At 51.3% G+C, this 19,990-nt stretch carries 13 protein-coding genes; 6 read left to right on the top strand and 7 right to left on the bottom strand.

From position 1 onward, the window contains the following. Positions 1-98 precede the first annotated feature (98 nt). The 3 genes from B0I18_RS22030 (at position 99) to B0I18_RS22020 (ending at position 2,977) form a co-directional block, all read left to right on the top strand. A complete protein-coding gene (locus B0I18_RS22030; protein ID WP_106524924.1) occupies positions 99-1,499 on the top strand; it encodes a bifunctional UDP-3-O-[3-hydroxymyristoyl] N-acetylglucosamine deacetylase/3-hydroxyacyl-ACP dehydratase in 1,401 nt (466 codons plus the stop codon). Positions 1,500-1,572: 73 nt separating this feature from the next. Beyond that, positions 1,573-2,376: an acyl-ACP--UDP-N-acetylglucosamine O-acyltransferase gene (gene lpxA, locus B0I18_RS22025; protein ID WP_106524923.1), complete on the top strand. Its 804-nt coding sequence runs from the start codon at positions 1,573-1,575 to the stop codon at positions 2,374-2,376. Next, the gene (locus tag B0I18_RS22020) at positions 2,360-2,977 is read left to right on the top strand and encodes an ABC transporter ATP-binding protein (RefSeq protein ID WP_106524922.1); all 618 of its coding nucleotides are present in this window, start codon (positions 2,360-2,362) and stop codon (positions 2,975-2,977) included. The genes lpxA and B0I18_RS22020 overlap by 17 nt, the downstream gene beginning before the upstream one ends. A 16-nt stretch (positions 2,978-2,993) precedes the next feature. On the opposite strand, the gene B0I18_RS22015 is transcribed toward B0I18_RS22020, so the two are convergent. The 6 genes from B0I18_RS22015 to B0I18_RS21990 all read right to left on the bottom strand — a co-directional run bounded on the left by B0I18_RS22015 (position 2,994) and on the right by B0I18_RS21990 (position 14,574). Then, positions 2,994-3,953, bottom strand: coding sequence for a hypothetical protein (locus tag B0I18_RS22015; RefSeq protein ID WP_146146840.1), 960 nt, complete (start codon positions 3,951-3,953; stop codon positions 2,994-2,996). Between the two features lie 101 nt (positions 3,954-4,054). After that, positions 4,055-4,804 carry a GLPGLI family protein gene (locus tag B0I18_RS22010; RefSeq protein WP_106524920.1) on the bottom strand — a complete coding sequence of 250 codons (750 nt, stop codon included), beginning with the start codon at positions 4,802-4,804 and terminating at the stop codon, positions 4,055-4,057. A 10-nt stretch (positions 4,805-4,814) separates the two neighbouring features. After that, positions 4,815-7,577, bottom strand: coding sequence for an outer membrane beta-barrel protein (locus B0I18_RS22005; RefSeq protein ID WP_106524919.1), 2,763 nt, complete (start codon positions 7,575-7,577; stop codon positions 4,815-4,817). Positions 7,578-7,686: 109 nt separating this feature from the next. Next, complete coding sequence (locus B0I18_RS22000) at positions 7,687-12,489, bottom strand: translocation/assembly module TamB domain-containing protein (protein ID WP_106524918.1); 4,803 nt, start codon at positions 12,487-12,489, stop codon at positions 7,687-7,689. 119 nt (positions 12,490-12,608) lie between these two features. After that, entirely contained in the window at positions 12,609-12,986 is a 378-nt protein-coding gene (locus B0I18_RS21995; protein ID WP_106524917.1) for a DUF779 domain-containing protein, read from the bottom strand. A gap of 82 nt (positions 12,987-13,068) precedes the next feature. After that, on the bottom strand, positions 13,069-14,574 hold the full coding sequence (locus B0I18_RS21990; protein WP_106524916.1) for an aldehyde dehydrogenase family protein: 1,506 nt from the start codon (positions 14,572-14,574) through the stop codon (positions 13,069-13,071). Between the two features lie 173 nt (positions 14,575-14,747). Here B0I18_RS21990 and B0I18_RS21985 point away from each other — a divergent pair, with 173 nt between their 5' ends. The 3 genes from B0I18_RS21985 (at position 14,748) to B0I18_RS21975 (ending at position 17,563) form a co-directional block, all read left to right on the top strand. Next, positions 14,748-15,671, top strand: a complete 924-nt coding sequence (locus B0I18_RS21985; RefSeq protein ID WP_219906028.1) for an AraC family transcriptional regulator — start codon at positions 14,748-14,750, stop codon at positions 15,669-15,671. Between the two features lie 65 nt (positions 15,672-15,736). Continuing rightward, positions 15,737-16,282, top strand: a complete 546-nt coding sequence (locus tag B0I18_RS21980) for a DUF7935 family protein (protein WP_106524915.1) — start codon at positions 15,737-15,739, stop codon at positions 16,280-16,282. A gap of 90 nt (positions 16,283-16,372) precedes the next feature. Further along, positions 16,373-17,563: a hypothetical protein gene (locus tag B0I18_RS21975; RefSeq protein WP_106524914.1), complete on the top strand. Its 1,191-nt coding sequence runs from the start codon at positions 16,373-16,375 to the stop codon at positions 17,561-17,563. Here the strand turns inward: B0I18_RS21975 and tamL are convergent. Continuing rightward, positions 17,551-19,971, bottom strand: coding sequence for a translocation and assembly module lipoprotein TamL (gene tamL, locus B0I18_RS21970; RefSeq protein ID WP_106524913.1), 2,421 nt, complete (start codon positions 19,969-19,971; stop codon positions 17,551-17,553). The genes B0I18_RS21975 and tamL overlap by 13 nt on opposite strands. Positions 19,972-19,990 lie beyond the last annotated feature (19 nt).

Raw genomic sequence — 19,990 nt, 5'->3', positions numbered from 1 at the left:
TAACCTGTTGCATGGCCTGATCGCCCGATTTATTTTATATAGTGATGGAGCTACTTACAAAAGGCAGAATTAACGATAAGAAAACCGAAAAAACAATAATGAACAAGGAATACCAACAAACGCTCAAAGGCGAGGTCACGATTAGCGGAGTAGGACTGCATACCGGGAAAGAAGTAACGCTGACCATGAAACCCGCCAATGCCGGTTTTGGTATCCGTTTTAAGCGGGTAGATCTGCCGGATCAGCCGGTGGTAAAAGCAGACGTAGATTATGTGGTAGATACCGCGCGGGGCACAACCCTGGAGCATAACGGAGCCCGCATCTATACCACCGAGCACATACTGGCTGCCCTGGTGGGTATGAGCGTAGACAATGTACTGCTGGAACTGGATGCCCCCGAAGTGCCGATTATGGACGGCAGCGCCCTGGAGTTTATAGAAGCGATCGAAAGTGTAGGCGTACTGGAGCAGGATGCGAAAAAGATCTATTATGCCATAGATACCAATATCCATTTCTACGACCCGGTAAAAAATGTAGATATGCTGGCCATCCCGGCCAATGAGTACCAGATCACGACGATGATCGACTTTAACTCGCCGGTACTGGGCACACAGCATGCCACACTGAAAAACCTGGCCGACTTTAAAAGCGAAATTTCCAGCAGCCGTACGTTCTGCTTCCTGCATGAACTGGAAGTATTGCTCGAAAATAACCTGATCAAAGGCGGTCAGCTCAACAATGCCATCGTAGTGGTGGACAAAGTAGTAAGCGACGACGAGCTGGAAAAGCTGGCCAAAGTATTTAACCAGCCCAAAGTAGAAGTAAAGAGCGAAGGCATCCTCAACAACCTGCAGCTCCACTACCCCAACGAGCCGGCACGCCACAAGCTGCTCGATATCGTGGGCGACCTGGCCCTTACCGGCTACAACATTAAAGCCCATATTATTGCCAATCGCCCGGGACATGCCACTAACGTGGAATTTGCCCGCAAACTGAAGCAGTACATTAAAAAGAACAAACACCTTTCCGATATCCCGAGCTACGATCCTAACCAGCCTCCTGTTTATGATATTACTCATATCGTAAAATCATTGCCGCATAAATTCCCCTTCCTGCTCGTTGATAAGATCATCGACATGACGGACAAAGAAGTAGTTGGCGTTAAGAGTGTAACCTTTAACGAACATTTCTTCCAGGGCCACTTCCCGGGTAACCCGGTAATGCCCGGCGTACTGGTAATCGAAGCCATGGCCCAGGTAGGTGGTTTGCTGGCGCTGAATAATTATAACGACCCGGAAAACTATGATACTTACTTTATCAAGATCGATAAAGTGCGTTTCAAACAACGTGTAGTGCCGGGCGATACCCTGATCCTGAAACTGGAACTGATAAACCCGATCAGGAGGGGTATTTGCGAGATGCGCGGTACCGCGTATGTGGGTAACAAAATTGCAACCGAAGCAGAACTGGTAGCCCAGATCCTGCCGAAACAAAAATAAACTGAAGTTTAAAACCCTTAAACAGGTTGATCGGCCACTACCCTGGTTCTTTTTGACCCCCTGATATTTTTCAATGATCCATCCATTAACATACGTACACCCGGAAGCCAAAATCGGACCCAATGTACAGATCGATCCCTTTGCAGTAATCCATAAAGACGTGGAAATAGGCGAAGGGTCCTGGATTGCATCGCATGTAACCATTATGGAAGGTGCGCGCATCGGTAAAAACTGCCGTATTTTCCCGGGGGCTGTAATCTCTGCCATTCCGCAGGATCTGAAATTTAACGGGGAAAATACCAAGGTCATTATCGGGGACAACTGTACGATCAGGGAATGTGTAACCATTAACCGTGGTACTTCGGACAAGCAAATGACACGCCTGGGCAACAATTGCCTGATTATGGCCTACTCGCATATTGCACACGACTGTATTATCGGCAATCACTGTATTTTTTCAAACGATACCACACTGGCCGGCCATATCGTGATCGGCGACTACGTGGTGCTGGCGGGCCTGGTAGCCGTACAGCAGTTTGTACGCATCGGCTCGCATGCCTTCGTTACCGGCGGTTCTATGGTACGTAAGGATGTACCGCCTTATGTAAAGGCCGCCCGCGAACCGCTGTCGTATGTAGGCGTTAACTCCGTAGGGCTGAAACGCAGGGGCTATAGCACCGAAAAGACCAATCATATACTCGACATCTACCGGTTGCTGTATGTACGCGGTTATAATGTAGCCAAAGCCACCAGGATCATTGAAGCGGAAATCCCGGTTTCCGACGAAAGAGATGAAATCCTAACCTTTATCCGTGAGTCGGGCCGCGGTATTATGCGCGGTTATACCCGCCGCAACACCAATGACGATCTCGCTTAACCAGGTTTCCAAACGTTACCAGAGCCACTGGATCCTCAAAGGGATTGATTATACCTTTGAAGCGGGTATGCAGTATGCTATACTGGGCGCCAACGGTTCGGGCAAGTCCACCCTGCTGCGGGCTGTAGCCGGCATGCAGGATATCAATAAGGGCAAGATCGACTATACCCTTAACGGCAAACCGGTAAAACCGGAACATGTATACCGCCATATCAGCTACTGTGCACCTGGCATGGACCTGGTCGAAGAGCTTACCCTGGAGGAATTCCTCAAATTTCATTTTTCTTTTAAAGCGATCCGCAAAGGATACGGCATCGATAGCATGATCGACGAGATGGGCCTGCAACAGGCTGCCGGTAAGTTTATCCATGAGTTTTCATCGGGTATGAAACAGCGGGTAAAGCTGGCCCAGGCTTTCTTTTCCGATACGCCTGTACTGCTGCTCGATGAGCCCTGCAGCAACCTGGACCTGGCCGGGGTGGAGATGTACCTGCAATGGTTACGCGATCATACCGCAGGCCGGCTCGTAATCGTAGCCTCTAACGATGAGCGGGAATACGATGGCATAAGCAGGCTGTTACAGGTAACAGATTACAAATAAGACCACCGCTGGCTCATTAATAAGCCAGGCTGCGCTCCTCCACAGTTTCCAGCAAATCATTAATATAAACCTCCCTGCTCGTCCAGTTATTGTGGTCGTCGTAGCGGTAACGGTATACCCTGTGCTCCTCCCGGGCTGCACCAATTACCTTTTCCGCAACCACATCGCCCTGCTCATTGTATTCGTATCCCTTGTATTCGGTAACACGACGGTCTTTATCGACCTGGCTCTCTTCGGTAACGTGGCCGGAGGCATCTTTTACCTGGGTATAGCCATCCATAAGCGCATTAAGGTCGTTGTACGAGGCCGACGACATATTCAGCATACCGTCTTTATCCCGTTTTATACTGTACCGTTTGGTCGCTACCTGCCTGAAGTTCCGGTCGAAATGCTGGGTTTCGGTAAGCAAGCCGGAGGCCGCATATTTATACTTGATCATCTCCACGGGAAAATCGTCTTCATTCAGCTTGCGTATAATCGTCAGCTGCTTCTTACGGTCGTAGGTATACGTAACACGGAAAGCGGGTTTGCTCTTGCCATCGGTGGCAATGTACTGCAACAACTGGCCACTTTTATTGTACCGCAGTGCTGCAGAGTCGGTCAGGCGGTCCTTGTCGTAATTACCTATGCCCTGCAGGCGTTTGCCCGGTTTGCTGTAAGTGTACTGTACCGTATGCAGCTCTTCTTTTTTCCGTTGCAGTTCGCGGGTACTTGCTTTCAGCAATACACCCGAGGTATCGAACTGCCATTGTTCTTCTTTCTGGAGCCCCCAGGATGGCCCCGTGGCTACGGGTGCAGCTGCGGGTACGATAAGCGTGTCCTTAGGCGGTTTCAGGGTCCTGGTCGTTACGGTAACCGGAGCACCGCGAAGCTGGAAATAACTGTAATCTTTTGCAGTACCCAGGGATTCGAGGTCCTGCGCCTGTACCCCGGCTACCAGTGCCAGTAAAATAGGAGTAACAATAAACTTCATCATAGCATAAGCCGGCCGGTGGCTGGCAAGGTTATTAACGGCCTGAACGGACAATCCGTATCAGCAGGTTTAAAAATAACAAACTCTGCTGAAAAAAGAAAGGATTACAATGCCAGCCACCAGTTTAGCGCCGTGGTATAATCCTTATCCCAGCCGTCGGTGCCCTTATGCAGCGCTTCGAGCAATTGCTGGTTGCTTGCCTTTTTTTGTTTACGGCCGGGCTGCAATACGGCAATCTCCGGGGTTTCGAGCGTTACGGCCGAGGCAAACCAGGTTGTATACAGGCGGGGTATGGCCAGGCCAAGGATCATGCCGGGCAGCCCGTTAAAACCTTCGGGCCCGCCGCTTACCAGGATCTGTTCCGAATAAAAAGCGACGACCACCACGCTGTCGCAGATACGGGTAACGGCTTTGCGGCAATTATACCCGGCAATAACGCGTACCTCATCTTCTATTTTCCAACGGAACCGGCGTATGCTGTCTTCGACCAGGTAATTGTTTTCGTATACCTGTTTTAACGAGCTTACTTTACCGGTACGGAAATCGGTAAAAACGGTATTTTCCCGCGCGATCTTCCCCCAACCGAACACCACCCCGGTTACTTCGCGTTCTTTTTCGAACTGGTACCTGCTCTGGTTTTCGTCGAAGGCCAGGGAAAATTCGGAGATCGTGACCGGCGCCATTTTCGACAGCAGGGATTGGGTAAATTCGTCCTGCTTTTCGGTCTGGGTTTTCTGCTTTACGTTCGTTTTGCGTTCGTAGGTTATTTTACCCCGCCCTGCAAACTGGGCGGATACCAGGCCAGGCGCCAGGATCAATAAGGCAATCAGTAAATATGGGATAGCTCGTAGCATAAGGTTTGTTTTATTCGGATATTTCGATCATGCCCGCGCCGGTATCGGGCGCTTGCCCGCCGGTTTTGGTAAAGTTCCAGGTAAGGCTGAACAGCACATACCTGCGCAGGGTGTTATAGGTATTCTCTGCAATATACTCGGCATTGGTCGTACGGTTGTAGCCTATATTGCGGTCCAGGATATCGTTTACATAACATTTGGCCACCAGCGAGCGGTCTTTCAGCATAGACTTGCTGATATAGGCATTCCAGAGAAACACGTTATTGTTGCGCTCGGCCGGATCGAGCCGCTGGCGTACATTCCAGCTGATATTGGTACCCAGCTGTATACCCCGGGGCAAGGTAAGCGTGGCATCAAACCGTTGTTCGAAGGTCCAGTATTCGGTACGGATGTCCTTACGGATCGACGATTGGTTCAGGTTATACCGCGGGTTGAAGTTATAGCTGAGGGTGATCGTCGTATCCTTTTCGTAGTATAACGAAAACCCGGGACCATATTGCTGGTTATCGTTCCGGTTGGCCAGCCCGTTGATAAAGTTGTGCGAACGGTCGTAATTGGCGTTGATGTCCAGGCCCGGCCGTATGCCGGCTATTTTTTTAAATCCGAAATAGCCATACATCCAGCCCGTAAAATTACCATCCACATTTACATACCGGTAATTACGCCTGCCGCTTACATCAACATTCTGCTGCTGGCTGATCGCATTTTGCGTAAAGAGAAAATCGACGCTCAGGTATTTGCTTGTACCGGTCATTACGCGGTAATCATTATAGCTGAGCTGGAAGTCATGCTTAAAGGCCTGTTTCAGATCGGGATTGCCGATAGCGATATTGAGCGGGTCGGTGTTATTACGCAGGGGCTGTAGCTGCTCCATGGTGGGCTGCTGGGTACGGCCGGCATAACTAAACCGTAAGCTGGTCTGCTGCGACTTGCGGAAGGTAAAGGTAGCACGCGGGAAGAAGTTGAGGTAATGATACGTATAACTGGTATCGTACATCAGGTCGTCTTGCCGGAAACGCGTATCGGCTATATTACCGCCGAAGGCCAGATTGATTTTTTTAAAATTGAACCGTAAAAATGCACCGCCCTGGTTGCCGGTAACATTAAAAACATAGTGGCTGCTGAAGTAAGGATTGATCACATCAGTGCCCTGGTCGCGATCCCGGGTCTGGTTGTCGGCATTGTTGTTATTCAGGCTCAGGCTGTAGTTGAGTTCGAGGGAGGCTATTTTGGATAAAGGTTCCGAATAGGTAAGCTTCAGGTTACCCGTCAGCGCCCGGTTGTTGTTGCTTTTACGCTGATCCAGGCTATCGGCCGTATTCAGGGCATACAGGTTGATGCGGGATTGCAACAAACCGGTACCGGCATTTTCGTTGAACTGCCCTTTGAAATTGGCAGAGAACGTTCGCCCCTTTTTCCGGAACTTCTTCCGGAACAGCAGGGTGGCCAACAAGCTTTTTTCTTCGTTTTCCGATTGTTGTAACCTGGTGTTATCGTTGATCAGTCCGCCTTCCAGGCTTTCTGCTTTGCTGGCGTACCGGCTGCCGGTCTGCCTTTTGTTATAACCGCCGTTCAGGGTCAGTTTCAGCGAAGCCGTAGAATCCAGTTGGTATTCGGTGGTCGTATTTATATTATGTTTCTGGCTTATGGTGGTGTTGGCCGAGTTGACGGTGTTGGTATATTGCGTATCGGGCAGTATATAACGGGTAACCGACCGGCTTTCGGCTTCGGTAATCTGTTTGCCGTATTTATAGTTACCGCTGAAACTGAGCGAATCGCCGAGCCATTTGTTGCTGTAATGGGCGCCCCCGGTCCAGCTCCGGGGCAAACCTTCGCCATCGTAACTGCTGCCATCGCCCATAACATAAAAGTTCTCCGACTCCTCGTCAAAATTCATTTCACCGCCACCACCGTATTTACGCTGGTCGTCCCAGCCCAATCCGTTGGTACTGGTATTGGACATAAGACCATAGGCCGCTATTTTTCTTTTGCCCCTGAAAGCATTGATCATGGCCTGGTTCTCCCAATAAGAGGGTATCCCCCCGCCTGCACTTACTTTTCCAAAATAACCGCGCTTGGCATTATCTTTCAGTTTCAGGTTGATGGTCTTTATCCTTTCGCCATCGTCGATACCCGTAAAAGCAGCCTGGTCGCTCTTTTTATCGAATACCTGCACCTTATCCACCGACGATGCACGCAGGGTTTGTGCGACGATAGCCGGGTCGTCGCTAAAAAACTCTTCCCCGTCGACCAGCATTTTTTTCACTACTTCGCCATAGGCCTTGATCTTGCCGTCGCGGCCTACTTCAAGCCCGGGCAACTTCTTCAGCAACTCATCTACATTGTCGTATACCCTGGTTTTAAAACTATCGGCCGTATACTCGACCGTATCGCCCTTAATCACAATCGATCTTGAATCTGTAATGACCACCTCCTGCAGCAATTGCTTGCGCGACATCAGGTCGATAGCCCCGAGCGGTGTCTCCTGTTGCTGAACCGTTACCCGGTCGCGGTAAGTAAGAAACGATGGATGCACCACCAGCAACAGGTAAGCTCCGGCGGTATCGGTCTGCAGGGTAAAACGTCCCTGTTCGTCGGCCCGTGTATAAGCCTGCAATACGGAATCTGAAGCCCGCAACAGCGCGACCGAGGTATATTGTGCCGGAGATAAATTTACGGTATCCCGCAGGGTACCGGCTATACGGTACTGGGCTATGGCTCCCGGGCTGCAGAGCAGGACCAGGAGCAACAAGAGTAAAAGGGGTTTGTGCATGGATCAGGTAAGGGGTTACTACAACCAAATATAGAATAAATCCAATAAGATTTACCTTTTACCTAAAACGCCGTCGCTTATAAAATATTGCAGGAAATGTTATAGATGATCAATCTTTGCGGATCATCGAAACCGGTGGCGCAACGGAATCCGTGGCCTCGGCTTTTTTCAGCAGTTGTTTGGGTTCCTGTTGTTGCTCGGATAACCTGCGCAGGCGGGTCTGGCTCCGGAACAGTTCGCCCAGGTTATTGAACGATTTGCGATAACTGAGGCCCATACCCTGCCGGCCTATATTCTGCAGGAAGATCGCATCGTAATTGCTGGTACGGAAAAAGTTAAGCCGGATACGGCCATCTTCGGTAAGCAGGTACTGTACCCGGAAGTCGCCTGCGAAATTGGTGGTAAAGTCGCTTTGCGCCGAGGACCGGCCCCAGTCGTATACACCGCCCACCTCTACTACCAGGCGGTTGTTGAAAAAGCTTTTACGCAGGTTAAGTCCCGCTTCGTTGCGGTTCAGGAAATTGGTCTGACTTAATGGATCATAACCGGTAAGCGTATAGTTTTTATACCGCACGCCTACATAAAGATCCTGCATACCCAGCACCTTATTGGCAAAGTTGGTGATCTGCGAGGAGGCGGCCGAGGAGATCAGCTCGCTCATGTTGTTGATGGTGCCGCTCGATATGGCACTGTTGTTGAGCCCTTCCGGCGGCACAAACTGTTTAAGGATGAGCAGGGAAGCGACCTGGTTCAACAGCTCTTTGTCGTCGCCGTTGATACGCTGCAGCTTCTGGTATGCATAGGTACCTACCGAGCGGTTTTCGGCAAGATCGAGTTTAAAGCTCATCTTGGGTTCGTTCAGCGAACCCTGCATGGTCAGGTACACGTTTACGTTCTGCATGATCTGGGCATCGCGTATCTCCTGCGGCGACAGGCCTACACGGTCCACCTCGTTGATGATAAGATCGTATAACCGGGCTTTGACCTGGGCATAGGCCGTTACATCGAGATCGGCATTGGTGATATCGCCGTTCCATTTGATCACGCTATTGCTGTTGATCGTAAATTCTTCCTGGTAGTTCAGTACGCCCTGCAGCTGTTTAAAGGAGAAGTTGTATTTACCCTCGTCGATAATGTAATTGCCGTTCATCCGCATATCGCCATCGGCCGGTATATCCAGGATAATGTTACCGCTGCCCTTAGCCGTGATCTGTTCGCCGGTAGCCTTGTCGATAATGATGGTCGCCGTAAGGTCGGGCGTGGCTACCGCATCCAGGCGTATGTTGAGCTTGTTATGACTTTTATGTTCGAGTGGTTTCTGTTCTACCCCGTATTCTTTGAAATGCACATAACCATATTCTCCCAGGTCATTACCATAGCCTACGGGTATGTATAAATGCGAGTTCTTCTGCGGCGTCGCAAAAATATTCATGTTCAGGTTATTGACCGGGCCGGACAGGCGCAGTTGTACGGCTGCCATTACATTACCATGGAAGTTGGGATTCTGGTAATCGAGCAGGTTCAGCACTTCGATGTTATCGCTGCGCATCGTCAGCCGGAAGTTCATCTTACTGAGCTTGTCGTGGGTAATGTTACCGGTTAGGGTTCCGGTATTTTCCATATCATCGGCTACCGTTATCGATCCCATTTCGAAGTGGGTATCGCTTACTTTGATATTCCCGTCCTTAATGGTGTAGTGCACACCGGTAATGTCTGGGGTAAAACCGATATTCTCGAGCTGCAGGGTGCCGGATGTGGAGGGGTCTTCAGCCTTGCCTTTAATGGAGATACTGCCGTTTACATAACCCGAAAGGTTATGCACATAACCGTCGAGGAAAGGGGCCGCCCAGGCCATATGCGCCTGCTCCAGGTTGATCAGGCCATCGATGTTTTCGTCGGAGTTGGGATCGAGGCTCAACAGGCCGGTTACACTAGCCTTCGATCCTTTGTAGCTCAGGCCGCTGCTTTCGTCCATATAGATCAGCGCCTTGGCCGCATCGTAAGATCCTTTGGCCCTGGCCGTGCCTATGGTATCGCCGTTGATACGGATATCGCTTGCTTGCAGGTCGAACCCGATCTGCTGGTCGCTCAGTATGGAACTGACGTGGATATCGCCATTGACGCGACCGTCGAAAGTAGTGCCGCTCAGGCCCGTAAGACTATTAACGGGCTCGAGGTCGAGGTTACGGATCTCTACCAGCGCATTGTTCGGCTTTTCGCTACGCCCGGGCTGGTTGATGGCGATGCGTTGTAAACCCGACTGGAAAATAAAGTTGCTGATCGCGATATAGTTTTTGGCAAACACCACCTCGTTGCCCTCAGGAATTTCCCAACGCGATTGGTTCAGGAAAAATTCGGAAGGCAGCACTTTTACATAAAAGCTGTCCCGGTTGGCGTAAGCAGTCCCGTTAAGTTCGGCCTTACCGATACTGGTAGGCGTAGTGGTCAACAACTGGAAGCGGGCCGAATCCTGGAAAACATTGGTTTCGAATTGTACGGTGGAGGCAATATCGCGATCGCCGAAGCGGATACCATTGGCTATGGCCTCGAGCCGGAACCCGGAGTAGGTGCCCTTGCTGTTGAGCTGTATATCGCTGAAGCGCATATCGCCATAAGTAAGATACGGGATAGTACCCGCAAGCTGCAGCTCCTGGTTGGCCATGTTCATCGATCCCGACACATGAGTATTGCTACCGATATGGAGCGACCGGCTAAACAGGGACACGATATCATCGGTATTACCCAGGTCGATCCTGAAATCGAGATTCTGCCTGGTGTTGTACTTGGAAGGCGTCGCCACGTATTGCGGCAGGTAATAGGATAGGAACATCTGCACCGACTGCGGCAGGTCCATAATGGAGAACTGGCCGGTGACGGAAGCGGCAATATCGTTAGTCGAGAATAACAATTGCTTTTGCCCCCCGGCCCCTACGGTGGACAGCAGTTGCAGGGAATCGATATTAAGCCGTGTACTGTCGCGCCGTATATCCATGTTATAGATATATGCCGAGCCGATGAAGTTGTCGATATTGCTGCCCTTGAAGTCGAGCCGCATATCGGCATTGGCGATAATACTGTCCTGGGTAAACCCCAGGGCCTTGGCATTGATATGCGCGATATTGGCCGACAGGTTAAACTCCGGTTCCTCACCGGCAAAGTCGACGCGGCCATCGAAGTTCAGCTGCACGTTCGGATCATCGGCTTTGAGCTTACCCTCAAACTTACGCGATGCCATAACGCCGTCGATCTTCAGGTTGCTGTAGTTATACCCGTTCAGTTCGATACCGTTTACCGTACCATCTATTTTGAGGTTAGCCGTTTTTGCATCCAGGCCCGAGCCGGTTACCTTGGCCGATACCGTTGCCTTGCCCAGCGTTGGTTCCAGGCGGAAGAGCCGCCCGATATCGAAATGATCGGTAGCCAGGTTGCCCGAATAGCGGGGCACAGCGCCTTTCGGCAATTTCCAGTTAATATCCGCGCGGGCATTACCCAGGTTGCTTCGGATATCGCCATACGCTACAAAGTCGTTGATAAAGCCGGTAAAGCTACCGGTAAAAGATACCTGGCTCAGGGCGCCGAGATCAATGCTTTTTTCCTGTTTCAATTCGGGCACATACAGGAAGGCCGCCAACCCGTTGGTATGCACCTCGCCCTTACGGAAATCGATAAAGGTATTGCCGATATCGGGCAGGCCATTCATATACAGGTCGCCTTTCAACTGGCTGATACCATCGTTGAGCACCAGGTTCTTTACATTCAGTTTTTCTACAGAACCCTTACCGTTGCCGCTTATCTTTACCGATATGTGTTCGAAACGTTTCAGGTCGGGCGCGAAGTAAACGATGTCCTGCATGCCTACTTCCGAGTTTTTCAGCTCGGCCACCATTACCACATTGGTCAGGTAATCTTCGAAGTCGGGGAAGCGCTCGTACTTCATGGCATAGTAGTCGTTCAGCGAGCTGTTGGCGGTTTGCAGTACCAGGTTTTTACATTCCGAGATATTGGGCGAAACGGTCACATCGGCAGCCAGTTTTTTGATCACGAAGCCGCAGCGTTCATGAGCGCTAAGCGCCTCCAGCCTGCCTTTGAGCGTATCGCCCTTTATAGCGATGTTACGGGCTTCGATACCGATGCCTGTAATATCCATATGGGTTTCGTCGAAGTAGCCGGCTATAGGTTTGGTATCGGGGTCTTCGAGAAAGAAACGGCTGTTGGTCAGTTTCAGCTTTTGCAAGGCCACTTTCCACAGGCCGGGGTTAAATGGTGTGGTATCGATCACCGGTGCAGCGGTGGATTTGGGACGTGGCGGGCGCCCGCCTTTATAGTCGCGCAGGCCGAAGGTAACTTTGTCGCCTTCTATCGACCGGATATCGATGGTCTTTTTACTGAAATCAATATCCCGTGCATTGACGCTAAAGGAGCCCAGTTCGCCGATCATATCGCTGCCCGCCCATTGGTCCACCATATGAAAACGGATTTGCTGCAGGTCCACCCTGCGCAGGTCCATTTCCAGCTTGCCGCCTTCCTTCTTCTTTTTGGCAGGTTCCTTACTGGCAAAGGCATCGATAATAAACTGGTAGTTCCAGGTATCGGAATCCCGCTTCCGGTAGAGGTTCACGTAAGCATCCTTAAGCCCGATATAACTGATCACCGGTTCCTTTTTGAGGAAGAACCAGTCCGTGATCTTCAATTTGGCTTCGCCGGCGTAGAGCAGCGTATCATTTTGTTTATCGGCGATAAAAAGTCCTTCCAGCGCTACGGCATTGAGCAGGTCGATGCGTACGTGTTTCAGGACTACTTTGGTATGCAGTTTTTCCTCCAGGTACCCTATGGCTTTTTGTGCAAGAAAGTTCTGTACGGGCGTGAGATTGATCAGCACTATCAACACCAGGATAATACTGAACAGGATCAACAGGGAGGTCCGTAATATTTTAAGAAATCGCTTCAGCCAGGAATGAAATTTAGCTGCAAAGATAGCGACTTAGGCCATTTACAAATGTTATAATTTCCCGGTGTGTAGCCCCGGGCGCCCTAGTCTTCATCGAGGTATACGAGGGGTACGAGATCGTTGAGCTCTGCATCGGTAAAGATGCGGGAACGGATCAGGAAACGAAGGCCCAGCGGTATTTCGAGCGAAAAGCTGGCGCCCCTGCCTGGCGTCACATCCACGGTGAGCTGGGTATGCTGCCAATAGGCAAACTGGTCCTGGCTCATCCAGAACGGGCTATCGCAGATCGCCCCCAGGCACACATCGTTGCTGCCGACCCTGAAATCGCCCTGTTCGAAACACATGGGCGAAGAGCCATCGCAGCAGCCGCCGCTCTGGTGAAATAAAAGCGGTCCGTGTTTTTCCTTCAGCTGCTCTATAACAGCAGCCGCTTCCGGTGTTACCAATACCCTGCTGGTCATAAACGTGTTTTTTATAAAACGGCAAAAGCCTTAAAGATGTTTAAAAGGGAGGAATAAATCATTCCTCCCTTTTGTACTGTTGCTAAAAGAAACCCAATTTCTGCTTGTTGTACGACACCAGCATGTTTTTGGTCTGGCGGTAATGTTCCAGCATCATCTTATGATTTTCCCTGCCGAAACCCGATTTTTTATACCCGCCAAATGGAGCATGCGCCGGGTAGGCATGGTAGTTGTTGACCCATACACGGCCCGCCTTGATGGCGCGGGGCACCTGGTACAGTTCGTGGGCATCGCGGGTCCATACACCGGCGCCAAGACCGTACAGGGTATCGTTAGCGATTTCGATGGCCTCTTCAGTTGTTTTAAAAGTGGTTACGCAAACTACCGGTCCGAAGATCTCTTCCTGGAAGATGCGCATTTTGTTGTGCCCTTTGAAAATAGTAGGTTGGATATAATAGCCGCCGTCCAGGTCGCCGGGCAGTTTGTTAGCTTCGCCGCCGGTAAGCACTTCGGCGCCTTCTTCCTTACCGATCTGCAGGTAGGAGATAATCTTTTCGTACTGGTCGTTGGATGCCTGTGCGCCCATCATTACCGAACCATCGAGCGGGCTGCCCACTTTAATAGCCTTGGTCCTTTCGACTACCTTGCTTATAAATTGATCATAAATGCTTTCGTGCACCAGGATACGCGAAGGACAGGTACACACCTCACCCTGGTTGAGGGCAAACAGCACCGCGCCCTCTACCGCCTTGTCGAAAAATTCGTCGTCGGCATCGGCTACCGAAGGGAAGAAGATATTGGGCGACTTGCCCCCCAGTTCCATCGTAGCGGGAATAATGTTTTCAGACGCGTATTGCAGGATGAGCCTGCCGGTAGTGGTTTCGCCGGTAAACGAGACCTTGGCAATGCGTGGCGAGGTAGCCAGCGGTTTACCCGTTTCGAGACCAAAGCCGGTTACTACATTCAACACGCCCGGCGGCAGGATATCGCCGATAAGCTCGAGCAATACCATAATCGAAGTTGGGGTTTGCTCGGCCGGTTTTACCACGGTGCAGCAGCCTGCAGCCAGCGCCGGTGCTATCTTCCAGGTCGCCATCAGCAACGGGAAGTTCCAGGGAATGATCTGTCCGACCACACCCAGCGGCTCATGCAGCACGATGCTTACGGTATGCTCGTCATGTTCGGATATGGTACCTTCTTCGGCACGGATCACGCCGGCAAAATAACGGAAGTGATCAACTACCAGCGGCAGGTCGGCAGCGCGTGTTTCTCTTATGGCTTTACCATTATCGATAGTTTCGACGATGGCCAGGTATTCCAGGTTATCCTCGATCACCTGGGCAATCTTCAGCAGCAGGCTGCTGCGGTGAGCAGGCGATGTCTTGCTCCAGGCCGGGAAGGCGGCGTGGGCGGCATCCAGCGCCAGTTCTACGTCTTCTTTGCCGGAACGGGCAGCCTGGGTAAATACCTTGCCGTCGATAGGCGAAACATTATCGAAATATTCCCCTTTTACGGGAGGTACAAATTTGCCGCCGATATAATTTTCATAACGGGCCTTGAATTCAGGCCTTTTTGCAATTGCTGACATAGTACATTCGTTTTTTGTATCACGAAGTAAGTCATTACTTTTTTTTACACGGCGCACGATCCGCTCATTTTATAGCACGATCCGCTCATTCCCTGCCCTGTATTTTGTACCGTTTTTTTACCTAACTTAGTTGTCCACAATTTTGTGCTCCATTTCCCAAAAAACAGCATAAAATGGCTATGAAATATCTGCCACAGCCAGTAGGCCTTACGCCGAAGCAAAAGCTGAACACGCTTGTTGAAAACCGGAAAGCATTTACGCTGAGCAATTGCGAACTGAACATTTTCGAGACCTATACCCCCTCCGACAACGTGCCGCTGTCGTTCAACGACTTCGTGGTAACGAGTATGCTGCGGGGCAAAAAGGTGATGCACCTGTACGACCGTCCCGGCTTCGATTACCTGCCCGGCGAAACGGTGATTGTACCGGCACGCACGACGATGAATATCGACTTTCCCGAAGCCCGCGACGAAAGCCCAACACAGTGTATCGCACTGGCCATAGAGCAGATGAAGATCAACCAGACCCTCGACTTCCTCAACGAACATTATCCCAAACCCGAACAGGCAGGTTACTGGCAACTGAACTACCAGGACTACCATTTCCCCAACGACGCTGCCCTTTCGGGGCATCTCAATAAACTGATCCAGATCTGTTCGGCCGCGGGCGAACATAAAGACATACTGGCCGACCTGGCCCTGCAGGAACTGGTGGTACGCATTGTACAAACGCAGAACCTGCAAAAGGCCCAACGAACCGCGCAACCCGGCAATGGTCATTCCCTGGCCTTCGTGGTGGGCTATATCAAGGAGCATATTACCGACAAGATCAATGTAGAGCAACTGAGCAGGCTGGCCTGTATGAGCCGCGCCACCTTTCACCGGGTATTCCGCAAGGAGTTCGGCATCAGCCCGCTCGAGTTTATCCTGCACGAACGCATCCGCAGGGCCAAACAATTACTCTCCTGCCAGGAGTTCAGCATCAGCGATGTATGTTACCAGCTGGGCTTTATGGACCTCAATTATTTCCACCGCCAGTTTAAGAAAGCCGAAGGTATTACCCCGCGCCAGTTCCGCTTGCTGAGCCTGCCGGGATAAGCCGTTTTTTAGCGGCCCGAAACCATAAGCAAATCATTATATTTGCTGCCTAACCTTAAAAAAGAATGACCGTAGTACAAACTATTCTGGAGATCCTTAAATATACGATCCCCGCGATTGTGGTTTTAATCGCCGCTGCAATCATTGTCAACAAGTTTCTCGTTAACGAAACCCAGCGTAAACGCCTTTCGATCTTTAAAGAAAATATGGATACCACGCTGCGCCTGCGTTTACAGGCTTACGAACGCCTGGCCCTGTATATGGAACGTATCCACCCCCGGGTGCTGATCCCGCGCCTGTACGAAACCGGTATGACGGTAAGAGACCTGCAATCGGCCATTGTAGCAACGGTTAACGGCGAGTTCGAGCACAACCTCTCCCAACAGATCTATGTATCGGCCCAGGTATGGAAAACCGTACAGGGCGTTAAAGAACAGGAACTGGCTATGGTGAACCAGATCGCCAGCCAGCTTAATGCCGAAAGCCCCGCCCGGGAACTGCACCAGCGTATGATCGATTTCATTTTATCGAACGAAAATAATATCCCCGTAGAAGTAGCCCTGGAGGTGATCAATAGCGAAGCCAAACTGGTACTGACCCAACAAGGTTAATGCGGGCTACGCAACCCTTTTACAAAAGCTTTACTATCCCCGGTAGTAAAGCTTTTCTTTTTTATGCTAAAAACGGGATAGCTTCGTAAGATGAAGCCTACCCTGCCCCGGATCCTGTTTACGATGTTTACCGTGCTCGTCGCAGCGGGCCTTACCGCCCGTGCCCAACAGCATCTATACTGCAACCCGCCGGTAGCCTATAACCCGCGCACCGCTATGCTCGATACCGCAGACCGTACAGCAATCCTGCACGCTATCGACGCTTTTTTCGCCACCAAAAACCAATCGCCCTCGGCCAACGCCTGGTGGCTGGCTGCCGACTTTGCCCGCTACCGCTTTCCCTACCGCGACCTGTACGAGGCCGAGCTCAGCCCCCGCCTGCAGGACAGCCTGCACTTCCGCCCCACCCTGCTGGAACTGATCCCCGCCGGCACAGATACCTGCCTGGCCAAAGTGGCCTTTATGGGACAGGAAGCAGGCGGCTTTTCTTCGTTGAAATTTATCTATAATATCCTGGTAACGCGCCAGCAGCAAGGCTTCCGGCTAAGCAGGATCACCGACTACCATACCCGCAGCTGGAAACGTTATACTGCAGGCACGATCCGGTTTATCGTATCGCCGGGCAGAACCTATAACCCACAGGAAGCACAGCGCCTCGACAGTATGAACAGGCACTACGCCGCCCTACTGCAGTTGCCGGTGGTACAGGCCACGTATTACTCCTGTACAGGCAGCGTGGAAATGTTTGGGGTAAAGGGCTACGACTATGTACCCAATATGTACGTGGCGGAAAGCGGCGGGCAGGCCGATGCCGATGCCCACATCCTGTATTCGGCCCTGAATACGGAGTGGTACCCGCATGAGCTTGTTCATCTTTATATTGATAAACTGGCCGGCGACCAGGGCGGTTACCTGGCTAAAGAAGGCGCCTGTACCTTCCTCGCCGGCAGCCTTAACCTGCCGCTTAGCAGGCATGCACAGGCCTTATTGGCCTATAGCAACGCACACCCGGAGCAAGATCTTTACGATCTGCTCTTTAATGAAAAACAGGTAACCGGAACCACCAGCAGTGTATACGGACTTGGCGGTATTATTGCCGCTGCGGTCTATGACCGGTATGGGTTACGCGGGTTACAGGAATGGCTGCAAACGGGCGACAGTCCTGCAGCGGTATTGCAGTTCCTGGACCAGCGGTTTAAGACGGGTGATGCAGCCGGGGTTTCGGCCTGGTTGAAAAAACAATTGCAACAGGTAGCGAGCAAGGCGCGTCAGAAAGGATAACCGATGGCGATATTGAAGTTGAGGTTTTGCCTGCGCCAGTCGGGGTCGCCCAGGTCGATATCTTTGATCACCCAGCCGGCATTGCTTTTTACATAAGGCTTCTTAACCGGGAAGGCCCAGTCGAAACGCAATACGAGAAAGCCGCCGAGATCGAGCCGCAAACCCGCGCCCGTACTGATTGCCAGGTCCTGGTACAGGTTTTTAAATTCGAAATTGGCGCCCGGCAGGGTATTGTCTTTCCGCGCCAGCCAGATATTACCGGCATCGGCAAACAGGGCGCCGTTAAGACTTACGCTACCGGAGAACAATTTGATCATGGCAAAACGGTATTCGCCGTTCAGCTCTAGCTTGATATCGCCCGCCTGGTCGATAAAGAGGTTGTCGGTAGAGTTTTGCCGCAGGGAATCGTAATAGCTGCCCGGGCCCAGTACCCTGGGCCGCCAGCCCCTGATGCTGTAAGCGCCGCCTACGAAATACTGTTTCAGGTAAGGCAGGATGGTAGAACCGCCATAAGGTATACCCACGCCGCCATAGAACCGGAAAGCCAGCGAGGAGTTGCGCTGCAACAGGTATTGCCGCAAATCGAAGTCGAAGCGCACATAACGGGCATGACTGAATTTCAGGGGCGCATTGACCAGGTCGGCCAGCCCTTTGATACCGCTCATCAGGCCCCCGGCCTCTTCGCCTGCAATGCGGAGATAGGCGTATTTCCACCGTTTCCGGTTCTCCGTATTGATCACGAACTCCACGCTTTCCCCCTCGATAAAGGTTTCCTGGTAACTGTTGCGGATGGCCGGTATACTGTCCATACGGGCCTGGAAAGAAGGCGAGATACCGGAAAGCTGCAGGGTATTGACAAATACAGGTTTTACGGTCCAGGTCTTGATGTCCGTTTCGCGCCAGATATAACCATAACTCGCCGCAATATTACTCAGCCGGAAATAGTCGCGCCGGTCGAGGGTATTGACGCCCGCATCCAGTACGGTACGCGGCAGCGAGCTCTGGCTGAACTTGCTCTGGCTGATGGGCAGGATAAACTTCGGGAAGGTAAGCCTGAAGTTTATCCCCACATTTTGAGAGAACAGGTAGAATTGCTGCAGGAAGGGCACATCCAGGTTTTTATTCTGCCCAAGCTCCAGGCCATAGGATACGGTGGTGGTCAGCTGGTTGGCCCCGCGTAAAAAGTTCTTATCCGTTACCGATACATTGGCTGCGGTACCTACGGCATACAGATCGCCGCCCGAAACTTCTACATTGGTATTGAAATCATACTTCTTGTTTTCATTCATCATGATAAAACAATTGAGCGTATGATCGAGGCTGTCCTGGCGGTCGGCGAATATAAAGACCCGCACATACTGGAAAATACCCAGGTCGTTGAGCTGCCGGATGGTTTGGTTATAATCCGACTGCGAGTATACCCTGCCCGGCCGTATAAAGATCTTTTTATCCAGGATGGTCGTGTTGACATAAGGCTTACGGAAACGGAACTTGATCCCGTTCACGGTCTTCTCGGTCATGGCGGCGCTACGCAGATCGCTCGTATCGCGGTAGTCGGGCAGTACGATCACATCGCCGAAGGTATACTTCTGAAAAGCAAGACTGTCGTCGGTTTCATGGATGATCACCTTTACATTAAGCGAGGGTTTCTTGCCTTGTTTCTTAAGCGTGATAAAGTTAACTGCGCTTTCGAACGGGTTTTCAAGGTTGTTGAAGTAAGACTTATCGAGGGTATCCAGCTCAAAGTCTATATTGTCGGCGCTGAACTGGTAGTAACCATAGTTACGGATGGCATTGGCCAACCGGTTGCGTTCGGCGCCCACCAGGGTATTGCTGTAGGGCTTGCCTTTGGCCAGTAAAGTAGACTTGCTGATGGCCCGCACCTCCTCTTTCAGCGCCGGGTCGCCTACATCATAACTTACCGCATCGATCAGGTATTCGGTACCCGTTTTTACGATGTAGGTTACCGAAGCCTTTTTGCCACTGTACTTTACGGTATCGTCGACCCGGGCATAAAAGTAGCCCTGGTTACGGAGAAAGTCGCGCATATTGGCTTTGGTACGGGCGATGAGCTGGGTATCCAGTACCACCGGCCGCTCCACCACTTTTGAGGAGATCTGGAAATTGGAGGTATCTTTCTGGTATTTCTTGTAGCGCATGTTGTACAGCCATACTTTTAAAGGCGCAACACCCAGCAGGTAGGTATTGGGCCTTTGCGGCATAATCGAATACAGCTGGTCGTTAAGCGCGCCACGCTCGGCCAGGGTCCGGTCGGTATTCAACTTTATATTTACACTGCGCAACAGGTACTCGTCCTCTTTAAGATAACGGGTAGTAGAGCATCCGGTCAACACGGCTATACCCGCCAACAGGCAGATCGCAAGCAGGAATTGTAGGAAAGGCCGCATGTACAGGTTTATACCGTAA

Source organism: Taibaiella chishuiensis (assembly GCF_003014535.1).
Taxonomy (GTDB): domain Bacteria; phylum Bacteroidota; class Bacteroidia; order Chitinophagales; family Chitinophagaceae; genus Taibaiella; species Taibaiella chishuiensis.
This window is presented reverse-complemented; position numbering and strand designations above follow the sequence as displayed.

What these genes read in the sequence shown, in the direction of transcription:
- B0I18_RS22020 (WP_106524922.1), top strand. Translation starts at nt 2,360, where the DNA reads ATGACGATCTCGCTTAACCAGGTTTCCAAACGTTACCAGAGCCACTGG.
- B0I18_RS21975 (WP_106524914.1), top strand. Translation starts at nt 16,373, where the DNA reads ATGAAGCCTACCCTGCCCCGGATCCTGTTTACGATGTTTACCGTGCTC.
- B0I18_RS21995 (WP_106524917.1), bottom strand. Translation starts at nt 12,986, where the DNA reads ATGACCAGCAGGGTATTGGTAACACCGGAAGCGGCTGCTGTTATAGAG.
- B0I18_RS22010 (WP_106524920.1), bottom strand. Translation starts at nt 4,804, where the DNA reads ATGCTACGAGCTATCCCATATTTACTGATTGCCTTATTGATCCTGGCG.
- B0I18_RS22015 (WP_146146840.1), bottom strand. Translation starts at nt 3,953, where the DNA reads ATGATGAAGTTTATTGTTACTCCTATTTTACTGGCACTGGTAGCCGGG.
- B0I18_RS21980 (WP_106524915.1), top strand. Translation starts at nt 15,737, where the DNA reads ATGACCGTAGTACAAACTATTCTGGAGATCCTTAAATATACGATCCCC.
- B0I18_RS22030 (WP_106524924.1), top strand. Translation starts at nt 99, where the DNA reads ATGAACAAGGAATACCAACAAACGCTCAAAGGCGAGGTCACGATTAGC.
- lpxA (WP_106524923.1), top strand. Translation starts at nt 1,573, where the DNA reads ATGATCCATCCATTAACATACGTACACCCGGAAGCCAAAATCGGACCC.
- B0I18_RS22005 (WP_106524919.1), bottom strand. Translation starts at nt 7,577, where the DNA reads ATGCACAAACCCCTTTTACTCTTGTTGCTCCTGGTCCTGCTCTGCAGC.
- tamL (WP_106524913.1), bottom strand. Translation starts at nt 19,971, where the DNA reads ATGCGGCCTTTCCTACAATTCCTGCTTGCGATCTGCCTGTTGGCGGGT.
- B0I18_RS21985 (WP_219906028.1), top strand. Translation starts at nt 14,748, where the DNA reads ATGGCTATGAAATATCTGCCACAGCCAGTAGGCCTTACGCCGAAGCAA.
- B0I18_RS21990 (WP_106524916.1), bottom strand. Translation starts at nt 14,574, where the DNA reads ATGTCAGCAATTGCAAAAAGGCCTGAATTCAAGGCCCGTTATGAAAAT.